This window comes from Streptacidiphilus sp. EB129, assembly GCF_041262645.1.
Taxonomy (GTDB): domain Bacteria; phylum Actinomycetota; class Actinomycetes; order Streptomycetales; family Streptomycetaceae; genus Streptacidiphilus.
The window spans coordinates 1-15,257 of record NZ_JBGCCS010000059.1; the positions used below are offsets into that span (position 1 = coordinate 1).

At 69.4% G+C, this 15,257-nt stretch carries 13 protein-coding genes, 1 tRNA gene, 1 other RNA gene and 1 pseudogene; 13 read left to right on the forward strand and 3 right to left on the reverse strand.

Annotated elements, in window-relative coordinates:
• Positions 1-133 precede the first annotated feature (133 nt).
• A complete protein-coding gene (locus ABH925_RS35310; protein WP_370155221.1) occupies positions 134-1,366 on the forward strand; it encodes a tyrosine-type recombinase/integrase in 1,233 nt (410 codons plus the stop codon).
• A gap of 94 nt (positions 1,367-1,460) precedes the next feature.
• On the opposite strand, the gene ABH925_RS35315 is transcribed toward ABH925_RS35310, so the two are convergent.
• Positions 1,461-1,748, reverse strand: coding sequence for a hypothetical protein (locus tag ABH925_RS35315; protein ID WP_370155257.1), 288 nt, complete (start codon positions 1,746-1,748; stop codon positions 1,461-1,463).
• On the opposite strand from ABH925_RS35315, the gene ABH925_RS35320 reads away from it, so the two are divergent.
• Complete coding sequence (locus ABH925_RS35320; RefSeq protein ID WP_370155263.1) at positions 1,680-1,850, forward strand: hypothetical protein; 171 nt, start codon at positions 1,680-1,682, stop codon at positions 1,848-1,850. The two genes, ABH925_RS35315 and ABH925_RS35320, sit on opposite strands and share 69 nt — an antisense overlap.
• Before the next feature lie 54 nt (positions 1,851-1,904).
• Here ABH925_RS35320 and ABH925_RS35325 read toward each other — a convergent pair.
• A pseudogene (locus ABH925_RS35325) lies at positions 1,905-3,626 on the reverse strand (tetratricopeptide repeat protein); the annotation flags it as partial.
• A 199-nt stretch (positions 3,627-3,825) separates the two neighbouring features.
• Between ABH925_RS35325 and ABH925_RS35330 the strand changes: the two are divergent.
• Positions 3,826-4,464 (forward strand): hypothetical protein, encoded by a 639-nt coding sequence (locus tag ABH925_RS35330; RefSeq protein ID WP_370155223.1) that lies wholly within the window; start codon positions 3,826-3,828, stop codon positions 4,462-4,464.
• A gap of 104 nt (positions 4,465-4,568) precedes the next feature.
• On the opposite strand, the gene ABH925_RS35335 is transcribed toward ABH925_RS35330, so the two are convergent.
• Positions 4,569-4,653: transfer RNA gene (locus tag ABH925_RS35335), tRNA-Ser, on the reverse strand.
• Positions 4,654-4,775: 122 nt separating this feature from the next.
• On the opposite strand from ABH925_RS35335, the gene ffs reads away from it, so the two are divergent.
• From ffs to ABH925_RS35385, 10 genes are all read left to right on the forward strand, one after another.
• Positions 4,776-4,866, forward strand: an RNA gene (gene ffs, locus ABH925_RS35340) — signal recognition particle sRNA small type.
• Between the two features lie 72 nt (positions 4,867-4,938).
• Positions 4,939-7,251, forward strand: a complete 2,313-nt coding sequence (locus ABH925_RS35345) for a DNA polymerase III subunit gamma and tau (protein WP_370155224.1) — start codon at positions 4,939-4,941, stop codon at positions 7,249-7,251.
• A gap of 235 nt (positions 7,252-7,486) precedes the next feature.
• Positions 7,487-7,828 (forward strand): YbaB/EbfC family nucleoid-associated protein, encoded by a 342-nt coding sequence (locus ABH925_RS35350; RefSeq protein ID WP_370155226.1) that lies wholly within the window; start codon positions 7,487-7,489, stop codon positions 7,826-7,828.
• Positions 7,829-7,961: 133 nt separating this feature from the next.
• The gene (gene recR, locus ABH925_RS35355) at positions 7,962-8,561 is read left to right on the forward strand and encodes a recombination mediator RecR (RefSeq protein ID WP_370155227.1); all 600 of its coding nucleotides are present in this window, start codon (positions 7,962-7,964) and stop codon (positions 8,559-8,561) included.
• Positions 8,554-9,297 (forward strand): DUF5063 domain-containing protein, encoded by a 744-nt coding sequence (locus ABH925_RS35360; RefSeq protein WP_370155229.1) that lies wholly within the window; start codon positions 8,554-8,556, stop codon positions 9,295-9,297. The genes recR and ABH925_RS35360 overlap by 8 nt, the downstream gene beginning before the upstream one ends.
• Positions 9,298-9,391: 94 nt before the next feature.
• A complete protein-coding gene (locus ABH925_RS35365) occupies positions 9,392-10,669 on the forward strand; it encodes an aspartate kinase (RefSeq protein WP_370155232.1) in 1,278 nt (425 codons plus the stop codon).
• On the forward strand, positions 10,666-11,766 hold the full coding sequence (locus tag ABH925_RS35370) for an aspartate-semialdehyde dehydrogenase (protein ID WP_370155234.1): 1,101 nt from the start codon (positions 10,666-10,668) through the stop codon (positions 11,764-11,766). Before ABH925_RS35365 ends, ABH925_RS35370 begins: the two co-directional genes overlap by 4 nt.
• A gap of 490 nt (positions 11,767-12,256) precedes the next feature.
• Positions 12,257-12,880, forward strand: a complete 624-nt coding sequence (locus tag ABH925_RS35375) for a SigE family RNA polymerase sigma factor (protein ID WP_370155236.1) — start codon at positions 12,257-12,259, stop codon at positions 12,878-12,880.
• A complete protein-coding gene (locus ABH925_RS35380; RefSeq protein WP_370155238.1) occupies positions 12,877-14,217 on the forward strand; it encodes a hypothetical protein in 1,341 nt (446 codons plus the stop codon). Before ABH925_RS35375 ends, ABH925_RS35380 begins: the two co-directional genes overlap by 4 nt.
• Positions 14,218-14,269: 52 nt before the next feature.
• Positions 14,270-15,085: an SURF1 family protein gene (locus tag ABH925_RS35385; protein WP_370155240.1), complete on the forward strand. Its 816-nt coding sequence runs from the start codon at positions 14,270-14,272 to the stop codon at positions 15,083-15,085.
• Positions 15,086-15,257: the final 172 nt, after the last annotated feature.

Genomic DNA, 15,257 nt, shown 5'->3' on the forward strand with positions numbered 1-15,257 from the left:
CCTACTTGCATGCCTCGACCACCGGAAGTTCAGTCCACCGAGTCGACGCAATCGAACCCGCGCTCACCATGACCGATACGAAGACGGCGTCTCAGTAACGGTCGCTTCCGTCTCGCGGCCTGAGGAGGCGATCATGTCCACATCCCGCCAGCCCAACGGGGCTTCCTCCATCTACCAGGCCAGGGACGGACGGTGGCATGGCCGTGTCACCGTCGGCGTTAGGGACGACGGCACTGCAGACCGACGCCATGTCTCCGCGAAAACCCGAGCCGAGACCACCAAGAAAGTTCGCGAGCTAGAGAAGTTCCGCGATGCGGGCACTCTCCGCAAGCCCGGCAAGGCGTGGACCGTCAAGACCTGGCTTACCCACTGGATCGAGAACATCGCGCCCCTGAGTGTCACCGAGAACACCCTCAGCGGTTACGAGGTCGCGGTCCGGGTGCACCTCATCCCCGGCCTGGGTGCACACCGGCTAACCAAACTTGAACCTGAGCACCTGGAACGCTTCTACACGAAGATGCAGGCCGCCGGAAGCAAGCCCGCGACCGCCCACCAGGCGCACCGCACCATCCGCGTCGCCTTGGCCGAGGCACTCCGCCGAGGTCACCTGATCGTCAATCCGGCAAAGGTCGCCAAGGCTCCGCGCCTGGATGAGGAAGAGGTGGAGCCATACGAGGTGACGGAAGTCCAGGAACTGCTCCTGGCCGCTGGGCGTCGCCGGAACTCCGCTCGCTGGCTCTTCGCCCTCGCCCTGGGTCTTCGGCAAGGGGAGGCGCTCGGCCTGCAGTGGACAGACGTTGACCTGGACGCTGGAGTGGTGCGCGTCCGGCGCGGCCGACTTCGGCCCCGATACGCACATGGCTGCCGCGAGGACTGCGGTCGCACGCCGGGCTACTGTCGACAGCGCAAGCAGATTCGCCGCGAGACCAAGGAAACCAAGTCCCGAGCCGGCCGACGCGTGATCGGCCTCCCCGAGGAGCTCGTCAAGGTCCTTCGTGAGCACTTGGAGGAGCAGGCGCGCGAGCGTTCACAGGCGGGGGATCTCTGGGTGGACAAGGGGTACGTCTTCGCGTCTGAGACCGGTGAACCCCTCAACCCGAACACGGACTCCCACCACTGGAAGAGGCTGCTGAACGAGGCCGGAGTCCGCGACGGTCGCCTGCATGATGCGCGCCACACAGCCTCAACCGTCCTTCTTCTCCTAGGTGTCCCGGAGCGGATCGTCATGGCGATCATGGGCTGGTCCTCTGCCTCGATGGCCATGCGCTACCAGCACGTCACCGACCCGATGCTCCACGACGTTGCAGAGAAGGTTGGCAGCCTTCTGTGGGCCAAACTTGAAGAGACCCCGGACAGCGCCCCCTGATAAAGGAAGCAAGCTGGCCCCAAACATGATTCATTGGGGCCAGCTTTGCGCTGCCCGCCTGATGGGGTACATAGGGGGAAGGCGGAAATTGCGGCTATCTTTTCTTCTTCCGGCCGTGCGAGTTACCTGATCCGGGGCGACGCCGTCGATATCGAACAGCGGCGGCCTCCTTGTAGCGACCAGCCTGACCGAGGAGAAATCGGAGTCTCTCACCTGCATGAGCGTGTCCGCCTTCGAAAGACTGACGGTAGGCTGCTTCGGCTTCCTTGGTGAGCCCCCCCTGGGATAGAAGTTCGCCAAGTCGGCATCCCGCATGGACATGACCATCGTCAAGGGCCTTGCGGTACGAGGCTTTGGCTTCTACATTCCGCCCAGCATCCATCAACAGGTCGCCGAGTCGGCAGGCGGCAGCGGCTTCTCCTTTCCCATGTGCACTCAAGTAGGCCGATTCTGCTTCGTCGGCGCGGCCGAGCTCGGTGAGTAGATCGCCCATCTCCGTCTGGGCATGCGAATGCCCAGCTTCGTGCGAGCGCTGGAATAATTTCATTGCCTCTTCGGTGCGCCCAGCCTTTGTGAGCGAGGAGCCTAGGCGGCACCAGACGGCAGGATTTGGCGATTCGGCTGCGTTGCGGAAGGCGGTATTGGACTCTTCCCGACGGCCGGCCCTAGCTAGGATGTCACCCAGTCCACACCATGCCTCGTCCACGCCCGCCGCCAGTGCCTCGGTATACGCAACCTCGGCTCCATCGTCGCGGTTGACTTCGGCAAGTAGGTCCCCAAGGCCTCTATTGGCATGGCCATGCCCTCCCTCGATTGCTCTGCGGTAGGCATCCTCTGCCTCCTCTTCCCGGTCCTCCTGAGGATGCAAGAGCGCAGCAAGGCGGCACCATGCAGCGGCTTGCCCACCCTCTGCGGTACGTCGGCATAGGACTTCTGCTTCCTCTGGCCGACCCGTTCTTGTCAGGATTGTGGCGAGGTTTAGAGCAGCATCAAGGCTTTCTTCGATAAGTGGCCTTAGAGCAGCCTCCGCGACGTCAAAGAGGTCGTCATGGAATGCATGCATTCCAATGTGAAGTGGGTCGGCACCCTCGGCCCTGAGTGCGGCATTCCATGTCGCAATCGGCACGGATGGTAAGGCGGATTCGCTGCGAGCCGTACCAGCTAGGTAGTCGAAGACAGACCATGTTTCGCCGGGGCCGGGCATTAGTAGTCCCGTAACGCCATGACGTACCTGTGTGGCCCACGAAACAGCACTTTCCAGAGGCTCTGGATGAAGGCGAAGGCCGCCTGTCGCGGTCAGGTAGGCCTCGTGTAATCCAATGACTAGCTTGTGAGGGTATGGTCCCTTGAGGCCGGTACGAGCCAGATCGACGGCGGCTGCGACGAGCGAGGCGCCGCGAGGTGCACCACCTACGCAAGATGCTTGCCGCCATTCCCGCCATAATTCTGGTCCAGCTGTTAGGTATTCTGCAATGCCGTAGGACCCATGATATCGACTAGCGCTGCGAACGCGCTCGTCTCGACAATGCTTTGCTCGGCCTATCTCCTCGCGGCTCCAGAGTCGCTCCATCTCCACGGTCTCGGCTTGGTTAAGCACTCGAAGACCAACAGTGTTCCTGTGGTGTGCAAGAGGATTGCCTTGGGCGGTGCTGCCTCGGCCAGCCTGGAGGGTGAGGGTATTGAATACACGGCTTTGCATGGTGGCTAAAACGGGAATGCGGAGTCGGACCAGCTCTGCCAGCAAACCTGGTTCCAATCCCTCTTCGCCAAGGAAGCGGTCGAGATCGTCTAACCAGACGAGGCAACTTTGCCCTAGTCCGGCGATAATCTCGACTCCACAGGCGAGTTCGGCATTCGTATCAGGAGCCAAGATGCGATAGCCCGGAAGTACCTGACGTACCGCTTCGAATGCTGATCGCGTCTTTCCCGCTGTGGAGTCCCCGATCAAGAGAAGGAGGCCGCCCGTTCGCGCGACTGCTGCGAGGCGCGTACGTAGCCTTCTGTCTGCGTCACGCTCTACGTAAGTGGGAACTACGGCGCCTTCAGCATCTGGGCGTGCCCTGTGCACTCCGCTTAGGATCGCGTCCCAGTCGTTCGTGACAGGCCAGCGTTCAGGATCCTTCACATACGGGGCCACCGTAGTGCCAGGCTGCCCTCCGATAGAGACGGACCCGTGAAAGGGACCCTGGAGAACCGGTGCCAACTGGATGCCACCGCTGACTTCATTCGATATCGGCTCAAGTCGCTCAGGTGTCGGCATAGAGGCTACTCCAGTGGGGATGTTCGGCCGGGCAGCTCAACCGGTTCTGAAGGCCATCCAGTTGCAGTTGACCATCCCACTGGCTACCCCCTAGGTCTGAGACGAGTCCGTTGGAGCTGTTGATGCCCCACTCTAGGAGGTGTAGCAGCTCTTGGGATACGACTTCTGCGAGGGGCAAGAGTGTCGATACGACGCTTCCATGTCGTCGCTACATCGCGGCTTGCGATGTGGATGGGTCGATGGCCAGCGTGCGACTGTGCCGGGATCCCTGGATGTGATCTTCGAAGCGGACCTGAAGGCACTTCACGGCGCTGCCGTTGAGCTCGCATCGCGAGTAGAGTCCGATGCTTCGTCAGCGACTAGGTGGGGCGGTCGGGTAACGGTGATCGAGATTGCGGTCGGCTATGTGTTCAGTTGGTTGATTCGCAAGGCCCAACGTGTCGGCGGGCGGGCTGACTCCGAAGTGGACCGGACTCTTGATGTTGGAATGGACAAGGTGCACGAGCTGGTCAGCCGAAAGCTAGGCATGGAACCAGCGCTGCAAAGGGCGCAGGAGGAGGCTGAGGCTGGGCAGGATGGACTGTCTCCGAGGACTCGCCAGCGTCTAGAACTAGCTTTGGAGGACGCAGTGGAGCGCGACCTGGACTTCGGTGTGGCGCTGCAAGAGGCGTTGGATGATCTGCTTGGGACCGCCGAGGCGACTGGCAGCCGCGTTCACAACGAGATCAGTGGGGGGATCTTCCACGGGCCTGTGCTGCAGGCCGGGCACATTGCTAGGCCCAGCTTCACCTCTTCCGAGCAGCAGGTCGGCGGCTCTGCGAATCACGCCTCCGCTTGATTGATCGAGTGTGCTGCTGCAGCCTCGGTGGCCGACTGAGACCAAAACTGAGACCAGGAACGCAGAAGCCCCGCACCGGTGAACCGGGCGGGGCTTCTGACCTGCGGAGGATACGAGATTCGAACTCGTGAGGGGTTGCCCCCAACACGCTTTCCAAGCGTGCGCCCTAGGCCACTAGGCGAATCCTCCGTGGGAGAGCTTACTAGACGTTTGGGGGTGCTCGCGAACATGTTCCGGGGCGGCTGACCTGGGGGCGGCCGGGTGGGGTGGGGTGGTCACGGCTCGGGTGGGGATCGGCTACGCTGGTCCCCAGCCCCTCGTGTGGCGCTATCTCGCTGAACCCCCCCAGGGCCGGAAGGCAGCAAGGGTAAGTGGGCTCTGGCGGGTGCACGGGGGGTCTTGTCGTTTGCGGCGGGGCGCGCGGCCTTCCTGCGCGGCAACCGCTTGTCAGTACCGACCGTTAGGGTCAGTGACGTGTCGCTCGCTCTCTATCGCCGCTATCGCCCCGAGACCTACGCCGAGGTCATCGGTCAGGAGCACGTCACCGGTCCGCTCCAGCAGGCGTTGCGCAACAACCGGGTCAACCACGCGTACCTGTTCAGCGGCCCGCGCGGGTGCGGGAAGACGACCAGTGCGCGCATTCTCGCGCGCTGTCTGAACTGTGAGCAGGGGCCCACGCCCACGCCCTGCGGCGAGTGCCGGTCCTGCTTGGACCTGGCGCGCGGCGGTGGCGGGTCGATCGACGTGATCGAGATCGACGCCGCCTCGCACGGTGGTGTCGACGACACCCGTGACCTGCGGGAGAAGGCGTTCTTCGCGCCGGCGTCCAGTCGCTACAAGATCTACATCATCGACGAGGCCCACATGGTCTCGACGGCCGGCTTCAACGCGCTGCTGAAGGTGGTGGAGGAGCCGCCGGAGCACCTCAAGTTCATCTTCGCCACCACCGAGCCGGAGAAGGTCATCGGGACCATCCGGTCCCGGACGCACCACTACCCGTTCCGGCTGGTCCCGCCGGGCACCCTGCGCGACTACCTGGCCGAGGTCTGCGGCCGCGAGGACATCCAGGTCGAGGACTCCGTCTATCCGCTCGTGGTGCGGGCCGGAGCCGGGTCCGTGCGTGACTCGATGTCTGTGATGGACCAGTTGCTGGCCGGAGCCGATGACCGTGGTGTGACATACGCCATGGCGACGGCCCTGCTCGGCTACACCGACGCGGCGCTGCTGGACGAGGTCGTGAACGCCTTCGCCGCGCAGGACGGCGCGACCGTGTTCGGGCTGGTCGACCGGGTGGTCGAGGGCGGCCACGATCCGCGCCGCTTCGCGGCGGACCTGCTGGAGCGGCTGCGGGACCTGGTGATCCTCTCTGCCGTGCCGGACGCCGGGGAGAAGGGGATCATCGACGCCCCGGCCGACCGGATCGCCGTGATGGAGCAGCAGGCGCGCCAGTTCGGTGCCGCCGAGCTCAGCCGGGCCGCCGACATCGTCAACACCGGGCTGACGGAGATGCGCGGGGCGACCTCGCCGCGGCTGCAGCTGGAGCTGATCTGCGCCAGGGTGATGCTCCCCGGTGCGTACGGGGACGAGCGGTCGACGCAGGCGCGGCTGGACAAGCTGGAGCGGCGCTCCGGTGCGTTCGGCGGCGGGCTGGGGGCCGATCTGGCGACGGCTGCGGCGAACATCGCTCCGGGCACCGCGCCGGTGGCGTCGCACCCGCCGGTGATGCCTGCGACCGTGGCAGCACAGGTGCCGGTGGCCGCGCCGGCGGTCTCCCAGGCACCTGCGGCCGCGCCCGGGCCCGTGGTCTCTCACGCACCCGCGGCCATGGTGGCGCCTGCCGCCGCCCCCGCTGCCGGCGCGGTGGCGCAGCCGACCGCTCCGCCGCGTGGGGCCTGGCCGGTTCCGCGCAGCTTCCCCGGTGACAGTGCGGAAGCCGCCCCGGCGGCCGTCCAGGCGCCGGCGCAATCGGTGGCGCGGACCTCGGCCCCGATGCCAGCTTCGGCTCCGGCCTCGGCTCCGACCGCTGCCCCGGTCCATGCGGGCGCGCCGCAGGCCGCTCAGGGAGGTGCGGCGGAGGTACGGCGGCTGTGGCCGCAGATCCTGGAGGCGGTCAAGAACCGCCGGCGCTTCACCTGGATCCTGCTCAGCCAGAACGGGCAGGTGGCCGGGTTCGACGGCAGCGTGCTGCAGATCTCGTTCATCAACGCGGGCGCCCGCGACAGCTTCGTCAGCAGCAACAGCGACGACATCCTGCGGCAGGCCCTCGCGGACGCCCTGGGCGTGGACTGGCGGGTCGAATGCATCGTCGATCCGTCGGGCAACGGTACGCCGGGCCAGGGCCCGAGCGGGCTCGCCGCCGGCGCACCGGACCAGCCGTACGCCGCCGCCCAGCCGTACGCCGCCCCCGCGCCGGCGGCGCAGACGGCCCCGGCCTCCCCCGGCGGCCCGCCGCCCGCGCCGCAGCAGCACGCCGCGCCGCAGCCGTACCCCTCGCAGCAGCCGTACACCCCGGCGCAGACGCAGACCCCACCGCAGCAGTACGCCGGGCCGCCGCAGCAGACGCAGGAGCAGCCGCCGCAGCGGCAGGAGCAAGCGCCGCCGCCGGTGCCGTCCGCGCCCGAGCCGCAGGCTCCGTCCGCAGTGGCGAGCGTCCCGCCGATGTCGCCGGATGACGACATCCCCGAGGCCGAGGAGTCGGCGTTCGCGCCGGGCGGAGTGTCCGGCCCGGAGTTGATCATGCGGGAGCTGGGTGCGACGGTGATCGAGGAGATCGAGCACGATCGCTGACGCGTCCGCTGTCGGCGCGACCACGTAGGCTCAGCGGGGCGGTGTCCGGACGCGTCCACACGTGTCCGGGCGCGGCCGTGACGGGCCATGCCCGCGACCATGCAGGTCCATGTCCGTCCATGCACGTTCAAGCCCGTCCATGCACGTCCATGCACGTCCGTACGTCACAAGCGTCCATAAACGTCCACAAACGTCCATAGGCGTCCACGAGCCGTCAGGCAGTCAGGAGCGAACCATGTTCCCCGGTGGTGCACAGCCCGACATGCAGGCCCTGCTCCAGCAGGCCCAGCAGATGCAGCAGCAGCTGGCCAGGACCCAGGCGGAGCTGGCCGAGGCGACGGTCCAGGGCAGCTCCGGCGGCGGTCTGGTCAAGGCCACCGTCAGTGGTGCGGGAGAGCTGAAGGCCCTGGTCATCGACCCTGCGGCGGTCGACCCGGACGACACCGAGACGCTCGCCGACCTGGTTCTGGCCGCCGTACGGGACGCCAACGCGGCCGCGCAGAAGCTGGCGGCCGAGCGTCTCGGCCCGCTGGCGCAGGGGCTGGGCGGTGGCGGCCTCCCGGGGCTGCCCTTCTGACGGCTTTATCGCTCCCCTACGCCCCCCGGCGCATTCTGAGCGGGTGTGTCGGGAGGGTGTGGCGGGAGACCTCGCCAGAGGATGATGGCAGTCCGGCAGATCGTCGGACCGACGGACGGGCAGGAGCCGAAGCGTGTACGAGGGCGTGGTCCAGGACCTCATCGACGAGTTGGGCAGGCTGCCCGGCGTCGGTCCCAAGAGCGCGCAGCGGATCGCCTTCCACATCCTGCAGTCCGACCCGGTGGATGTTCGACGGCTCGCCAATGCGCTGAGCGAGGTCAAGGAGAAGGTACGTTTCTGCGTGGTGTGCGGAAACGTCTCCGAGTCCGAGCGCTGCCGGGTCTGCCTGGACCCGCGCCGGGACCTGGCGGTGATCTGCGTGGTCGAGGAGCCCAAGGACGTGGTCGCGGTCGAGCGGACGCGGGAGTTCCGCGGCCGGTACCACGTGCTCGGCGGGGCGATCAGCCCGATCGAGGGCGTCGGCCCGGACGACCTGCGGATCAGGGAGCTGATGACACGGCTCGCCGACGGCACCGTCACCGAACTGATCCTGGCCACCGACCCCAATCTGGAGGGCGAGGCGACCGCGACCTACCTGGCCCGACTGCTCAAGCCGATGGGCCTGAAAGTGACCCGCCTGGCGAGTGGGCTGCCAGTCGGGGGAGACCTGGAGTACGCCGACGAGGTCACCCTCGGACGGGCCTTCGAAGGGAGACGACTGCTCGATGTCTGACATCACCACCGCTGTCACCGCGAATGGCGCCACCACCGGCACCACCTTCGGCGCTGCGGCGCGCACTGCCACCAGGACGGCTCCGCCCCGCCTTCAGGAGCCGGACGACTTCGCCGTCCAGATCGCCGACTCGGTCGACAGCTTCGTGCTGGCCGTGCACGAGATCGCCAAGGGCGACGAGCCCGGCAGCGCCATCTCCCTGCTGCTGCTGGAGGTCTCCCAGCTGCTGCTGGCGGGCGGCCGCCTCGGCGCGATCGAGGACGTGCTGCCGGAGGACCGCTACGAGCCGGACACCGGCCCGGACGCGGACGAGGACGAGCTGCGCCAGCAACTGGCCGACCTGCTCGCGCCGATCGACGTCTACCACGAGGTCTTCGACCCGTACGGGCCGGCCGACAAGCCGGTGCCGTGCCGGATCTCCGACGACCTGGCCGGGGTGGTCACCGATCTGGAGCACGGCCTGGTCCACTACCGCGACGGCCGGATCTCCGAGGCGCTGTGGTGGTGGCAGTTCTCCTACCTGGCCAACTGGGGGTCGACCACTACCTCGGTGCTGCGCGCGCTGCACTCGCTGGTCGCCCACGTCCGGCTGGACAGCCCGATCGGGGCCCCGGTCGAGGGTGCCGACACCGACGACGACGGCCTGACCGACGAGCAGCTGGAACAACAGGCCGGCGCGCTGATGGCGGCGGAGCTGGGCGGCCACAGCCCAGTGCGTCCCGATCTCGCCCGGTGAACACCGGATCTCACCATGCGGAATGCCTCGGGGTCGTCGGCCCGTCTCGCTAGACTGGGCCGACCGCAGTACCAGGACAGAACGAGGAGCGCACGTGGGCCTTGTCGTGCAGAAGTACGGCGGCTCCTCCGTCGCTGATGCCGAGGGCATCAAGCGCGTCGCCAGGCGAATCGTCGACACCAAGAAGGCCGGCCATGAGGTCGTCGTCGTGGTGTCCGCGATGGGTGACACGACGGACGAGCTCATCGATCTCGCGGAGCAGGTGTCACCTTTCCCTGCCGGCCGCGAGCTCGACATGTTGCTGACCTCCGGAGAACGCATCTCCATGGCCCTGCTGGCGATGGCGATCAAATCCCTGGGGCATGAGGCGCAGTCGTTCACCGGAAGCCAGGCCGGGGTCATCACCGACTCGGTCCACAACAAGGCGCGCATCATCGATGTGACGCCCGGTCGGATCCGTACCGCCCTGGACCAGGGCAACATCGCGATCGTGGCCGGCTTCCAGGGGGTGTCCCTGGACAGCAAGGACATCACCACCCTGGGCCGCGGCGGCTCGGACACCACGGCGGTCGCCCTGGCGGCCGCGCTGAACGCCGAGTGCTGTGAGATCTACACCGACGTGGACGGCGTGTTCACCGCCGACCCGCGCGTGGTGAAGAAGGCGCGGAAGATCGACGAGATCGGCTACGAAGACATGCTGGAGCTGGCCTCGTCCGGCTCCAAGGTGCTGCTCGCCCGCTGCGTCGAGTACGCCCGCCGCTATGACATGCCCATCCACGTACGGTCGTCCTTCTCCGGACACGTCGGGACCTGGGTCCGCAACCAGCCCGCAGAAGGGGGCGAGAACGCCATGGAGCACGCGATCATTTCCGGGGTCGCCCATGACACGTCGGAGGCCAAGGTCACCGTCGTCGGCGTCCCCGACAAGCCCGGGGAGGCCGCGCGGATCTTCCGGGCCATCGCCGACGCCGAGGTCAACATCGACATGGTGGTGCAGAACGTCTCCGCGGCCTCGACCGGCCTGACGGACATCTCCTTCACCGCGCCCAAGACCGACGGCCGCAAGGCCATCGAGGCGCTGGAGCGGGTGCAGGAGGGCGTCGGCTACGAGTCGCTCCGCTACGACGACCAGATCGGCAAGATCTCCCTGGTCGGCGCCGGGATGCGGTCCAACCCCGGGGTCACCGCGACCTTCTTCGAGGCGCTGTCGGACGCGGGCGTCAACATCGAGCTGATCTCCACCTCCGAGATCCGCATCTCGGTGGTCACCCGTGCCGACGACGTCAACGAGGCGGTCCGCGCGGTGCACACCGCCTTCGGTCTGGACAGCGAGAGCGACGAGGCCGTCGTCTACGGCGGGACCGGCCGGTGACCCCGGGCGGGGCCGACCAGGCCGCCCGCAAGCCCACCCTCGCCGTCGTCGGCGCCACCGGCGCCGTCGGCACGGTGATGCTGGAGCTGCTCTCGACCCGCGCCGATGTGTGGGGCGAGATCCGCCTGGTCGCCTCCGCCCGCTCCGCCGGACGCAAACTCGTCGTACGCGGCGAGGAGGTCGAGGTGCTCGCGCTCAGCGAGGAGTGCTTCGACGGGGTGGACGTCGCCATGTTCGACGTTCCCGACGAGGTGTCCGCCGTCTGGGCACCGATCGCCGCCGCCAAGGGCGCGGTGGCGGTCGACAACTCCGGCGCGTTCCGGATGGACGAGGACGTGCCGCTGGTCGTCCCCGAGGTGAACGCCTCGGCGGTGCGGATGCGGCGGCGCGACATCATCGCCAATCCCAACTGCACCACGCTGTCGATGATGGTGCCGCTGGGCGCGCTGCACGCCGAGTTCGGCCTGCGGGAGCTCGTCGTCGCCTCCTACCAGGCGGCCTCGGGCGCGGGCCAGGCCGGCATCGACGCCCTGCGTGCGCAGACCGCCGCCGTCGCGGCCGCCGACGCCGCCGGTTCCGAGCTGGGAACGCGGACCGGCGATGTGCGGCGCGCGATAGCCGACACCGGCGCGGGCCCGTTCCCCGCGCCGCTGGCGCTGAACGTGGTGCCCTGGGCCGGCTCGCTCCAGGAGGACGGCTGGTCCTCGGAGGAGCTGAAGGTCCGCAACGAGTCCCGCAAGATCCTGGGACTGCCCGACCTCAAGGTGTCCGCGACCTGCGTCCGGGTCCCGGTGGTCACCACGCACTCGCTGGTGGTGCACGCGGTGTTCGAGAACCAGGTCACCGTCGACCGGGCCCAGGAGATCCTCGCCACCACCGCCGGCGTCGTCCTCTACGACGACCCGAGCACCGGCGAGTTCCCGACCCCGGCGGACGTGGTCGGCACCGACCCGACCTGGGTCGGCCGGGTCCGCCGCTCGCTCGACGACCCGTACGCGCTGGAGCTGTTCCTGTGCGGGGACAACCTGCGCAAGGGCGCGGCCCTCAACACCGCCCAGATCGCCGAGGTCGTCGCGGCCGAGCTCAGCGGGAGCTGACTGCGGGGGAGCGCTGGGGGAGCCGACTGCGACGGAGCTCAGCGGCAGTCGGCTGCGGGGGAGCCGGGGGGATGCTGCGGAGGAGTTGCGCAGACCCGGCACCGCCGGGAACCCGGCTGTCGCGCCGAACGTGTCCGTGTGCGGGACCAGTCCGGTTCCGGGTCGGTGCGGGTGCGGGTATGTGCGGGTCTGTGCGTATTCAGGCCCGGACGGGCACCCGGAGAACGGAACTCCGGTGTTCCGGTGACGCGCGTAGGCCGACCCCGTACGGTGGACGCGTCAGCTCGTGCCGGCGGCGATGGACCGATGGCGGCGGACCTGGGGAGGGCGGCGGAATGGGCGGCGGCGACCTGCTTTGCCCCGACAACCTTTGCCTCGACAACCTCTGCCCCTACAACCTTTGTGCGGGGACAGTGGTCCAACCGGCGTGGCCTACTTGGCAGAACAGGTGTGGAGTGCCGGGATACCGGAGCGCTCGGGGGCTGGTCTCATGACCGCGCCCTTCCCGAACATGCGCCGCGCCGTGGACCAGGTGGTCGAGCTCACCAGCGACCGCAGCGTCGGGGTGGGCCGGGTCGGCGACCGGATCGGTGAGCGGGCGGGCGTCGCAGGCGTCGCCGAGGGCACCAGCGTCGACCAGCTCACCGAGACCTACCAGGCCCACTACCGTTCGCTGCTGGGACTGGCCGCCCTGCTCCTGGACGACGTCGCCTCCTGCGAGGACGTGGTGCAGGAGGCCTTCATCCGGGTGCACGCGGCCCGCCGCCGGGTGCGCGACCCCGAGAAGACACTGGCCTACCTGCGGCAGACCGTGGTCAACCTGTCCCGTTCGACGCTGCGCCGCCGGATCATGGGCCTGCGGCTGCTGCCCAAGCCGATGCCGGACATGGCCAGCGCCGAGGAGGGCGCGTACGACGCGCTGGAGCGCGACCAGCTGCGCCGCGCCCTGCGCGGCCTGCAGCGCCGCCAGCGCGAGGTGCTGGTGCTGCGCTACCTGGCGGATATGACGGAGGCCCAGGTGGCGGACAGCCTCGGCATCTCCGTCGGCTCGGTGAAGGCCTACGGCTCGCGCGGGCTCGCCGCGCTGCGGGTCGCGATGGAGAGCGCGTCATGAGCGGCAACGACGTGCAGCTGGGGGACCCGCGCGACGAGGACTCCCCCTCGGAGCCGCCCCAGGCGTGGGACGGCTCCGGGCGGGAGGACCAGGGTCAGCGGGCCCGACCGCAGGACGGCCGGCCGGCGGTCCGCGTGGTGCGGCCGGGTGGCGGGAACCGGGGCGGCGGGCAGGGTGTGCCACCGGTGCCGATGACGCCGCCGAACGCGCTGCCGCCCTGGCTCGCGCCCGCCGGGGCGGACGCTCCGGCGCCGCCCGGGACCGTCGACCTCGGCGGCAGCCTCGCCCCCGAGGAGGCCGCGCTCCGGGAGCTGATGCACCGGTCGGTCGCCGCGCTGCAGCCCACGCCGACCGCGCTCGCCCAGCTTCGCCATGCGGTACCGCAGCGCCGGCTGCGGCGCCGGCAGGCGGCCGGCTCGGTGGCGCTCGCGCTCGCGCTCGGTGTGATCGGCGCCGCGGCGCTGCACTCGGCGGCCGGGTCCGACGAGACCGCGGAAGGCGCGCAGGGCCCCCGGGGCTACCAGAACGCGGGCACCAGCACGCCGACCCAGGGCGGGGGCGGCGGAACCGGAGGCAGCCCCTCGACGGCCCTCGCCGGGCCAGGCAACCCGGATTCCGGCAACGGCGCGGCCTCCCTGCTGCCCAGCAGCCCGGGCTCGGGGTTCCTGCTGTCACCGCCGGGAGCCGGGCAGTCCGGGAGCTCGGGCCTGCCCTGGAGCCAGCTCTCCCCGAGCGCGGTCAGCCCCAGCGGCTCCGCCACGGCGGCGGCCGCCGAGTGCGGGCGCGGTCAGCTCGGCGGTGGCGCGGGCACCGTGGGTACGGCGGGATCGGACGGCACGGTCTACGGCTCGTTCAGCGTCACCAACACCTCCACCAGCGCCTGCCAGGTCAGTACCCCCGGGGTGGTGGCACTGATCAGCACCGTCGGCACCGATCCGGCCCGGATCAGCTTCGTCCAGCACACCGCGGGCGACCCGGCCACCGGCCTGCCCGTGCCGGCGGCAACGGCGACGCCGGTGGTGCTGCGCCCGGGCCACAGCTACGTCGTCCAGTTCGCCTGGGTGCCGGCCATCGGGCCCAACGCCCCGAGCTGTGCCACGACGACGGCCAGCGCCTCCGCCTCGGCCCCGACCGGCAACGCGACCGGGACCGGCAGCGGTGGGGGAAGCCCGGCCGGCTCCGGGTCGGGCGCCGGGACGTCCGGTACCGCCCCGGCGGTACCGAACGTGACCATCGGCCATGTTCCGGGCGCGGGGGGCGCCGTGGCGGCCAGCGTCACGGTTCCGGGTGCCTGCGCCGGGACGGTCTACCGCACCGTCCCGCTGCCCGGCAGCTGAGCCGGGGCGACCCCGCTGCGGCGGCTCCGGGAACGCTGGTTACCGTGGTGGGGTGTACCGGTTCCTCCTGACCCCGCGCTGGCTCGGCATCCACCTCTTCGCCGTGCTGGCCGTGCCGATGTGCGTCTGGCTGGGGATCTGGCAGCTCGGCCGCTTCGAGCAGCGCACCCACACCAACGACCAGCGGACCACCCGGTCCGCCGCGCAGGCCCAGGCGGTGCCGCTGGACCCGCTGCTGCACGGCGCGGACGCGCACGGCGTGATCGCCAACGACGTCGGCCGCGAGGTCACGCTCCGCGGGCGGTACGACGCGGGTCACCAACTGCTGGTCCCGCAGCGCACGGTGAACGGCCGCACCGGCTACTACGTGCTCACCCCGCTCCAGCTGGACGGGGACGGCGGACGGATCGCCGTCATCCGCGGCTGGACGGCCAGCGGGGCCGCCCCGGCGGCGCCACCCGCGGGGGCGGTGCTGCTGCAGGGCCGGCTGCAGACCTCGGAGGACGCCAGCTCGCCCGAGGTGATCGGCTCCGGCACGCTGCCGCCCGGCCAGGTCGGGATGATCAGCCCCTCCACGCTGGTGAACCTGCTGCCGTACTCGGTGTACGACGGCTGGGTCGCCCTCGACTCCGGTGGCACGGGTGGCACGGGTGGCACGGGTGGCACCGGCGGCGGGTCGGACGGCCTGGTCGCCGTCCCCACGTACCAGCCGTCCGGGGGCAACGGGCTGACGCTGGAGGCGTTCCAGAACCTCGGCTACACCTGCCAGTGGTTCGTGTTCGCGGGGTTCGTGGTCTTCATGTGGGCGCGCTTCGCCCGCCGCGAGACCGAGCTGGCCCGGGACCGGAAGCTCGGCCTCAGCGTCTGAGGCACCCGCGCCGGGCCGTGGTCGGCCCAGGCGGCGGGTGGTGAAGTCCGGTTCCAGCCGCAGCTGCCGGATCCCTTCCTACGCCTCCACCAGCACCGGCGAGCCGTGGGCCGCGTCGGGCCCAGTCCCACCCGGATCCGGCACCGCCCGGTGCGGCGCCGGAAACCGGCAG

Excerpts from the sequence above, each read along its gene's own strand:
- ABH925_RS35310 (WP_370155221.1), top strand. The coding sequence starts at position 134 with ATGTCCACATCCCGCCAGCCCAACGGGGCTTCCTCCATCTACCAGGCC.
- ABH925_RS35320 (WP_370155263.1), top strand. The coding sequence starts at position 1,680 with ATGGACATGACCATCGTCAAGGGCCTTGCGGTACGAGGCTTTGGCTTC.
- ABH925_RS35315 (WP_370155257.1), bottom strand. The coding sequence starts at position 1,748 with ATGGATGCTGGGCGGAATGTAGAAGCCAAAGCCTCGTACCGCAAGGCC.
- ABH925_RS35330 (WP_370155223.1), top strand. The coding sequence starts at position 3,826 with ATGTCGTCGCTACATCGCGGCTTGCGATGTGGATGGGTCGATGGCCAG.
- ABH925_RS35350 (WP_370155226.1), top strand. The coding sequence starts at position 7,487 with ATGTTCCCCGGTGGTGCACAGCCCGACATGCAGGCCCTGCTCCAGCAG.
- ABH925_RS35360 (WP_370155229.1), top strand. The coding sequence starts at position 8,554 with ATGTCTGACATCACCACCGCTGTCACCGCGAATGGCGCCACCACCGGC.
- ABH925_RS35375 (WP_370155236.1), top strand. The coding sequence starts at position 12,257 with ATGACCGCGCCCTTCCCGAACATGCGCCGCGCCGTGGACCAGGTGGTC.
- ABH925_RS35380 (WP_370155238.1), top strand. The coding sequence starts at position 12,877 with ATGAGCGGCAACGACGTGCAGCTGGGGGACCCGCGCGACGAGGACTCC.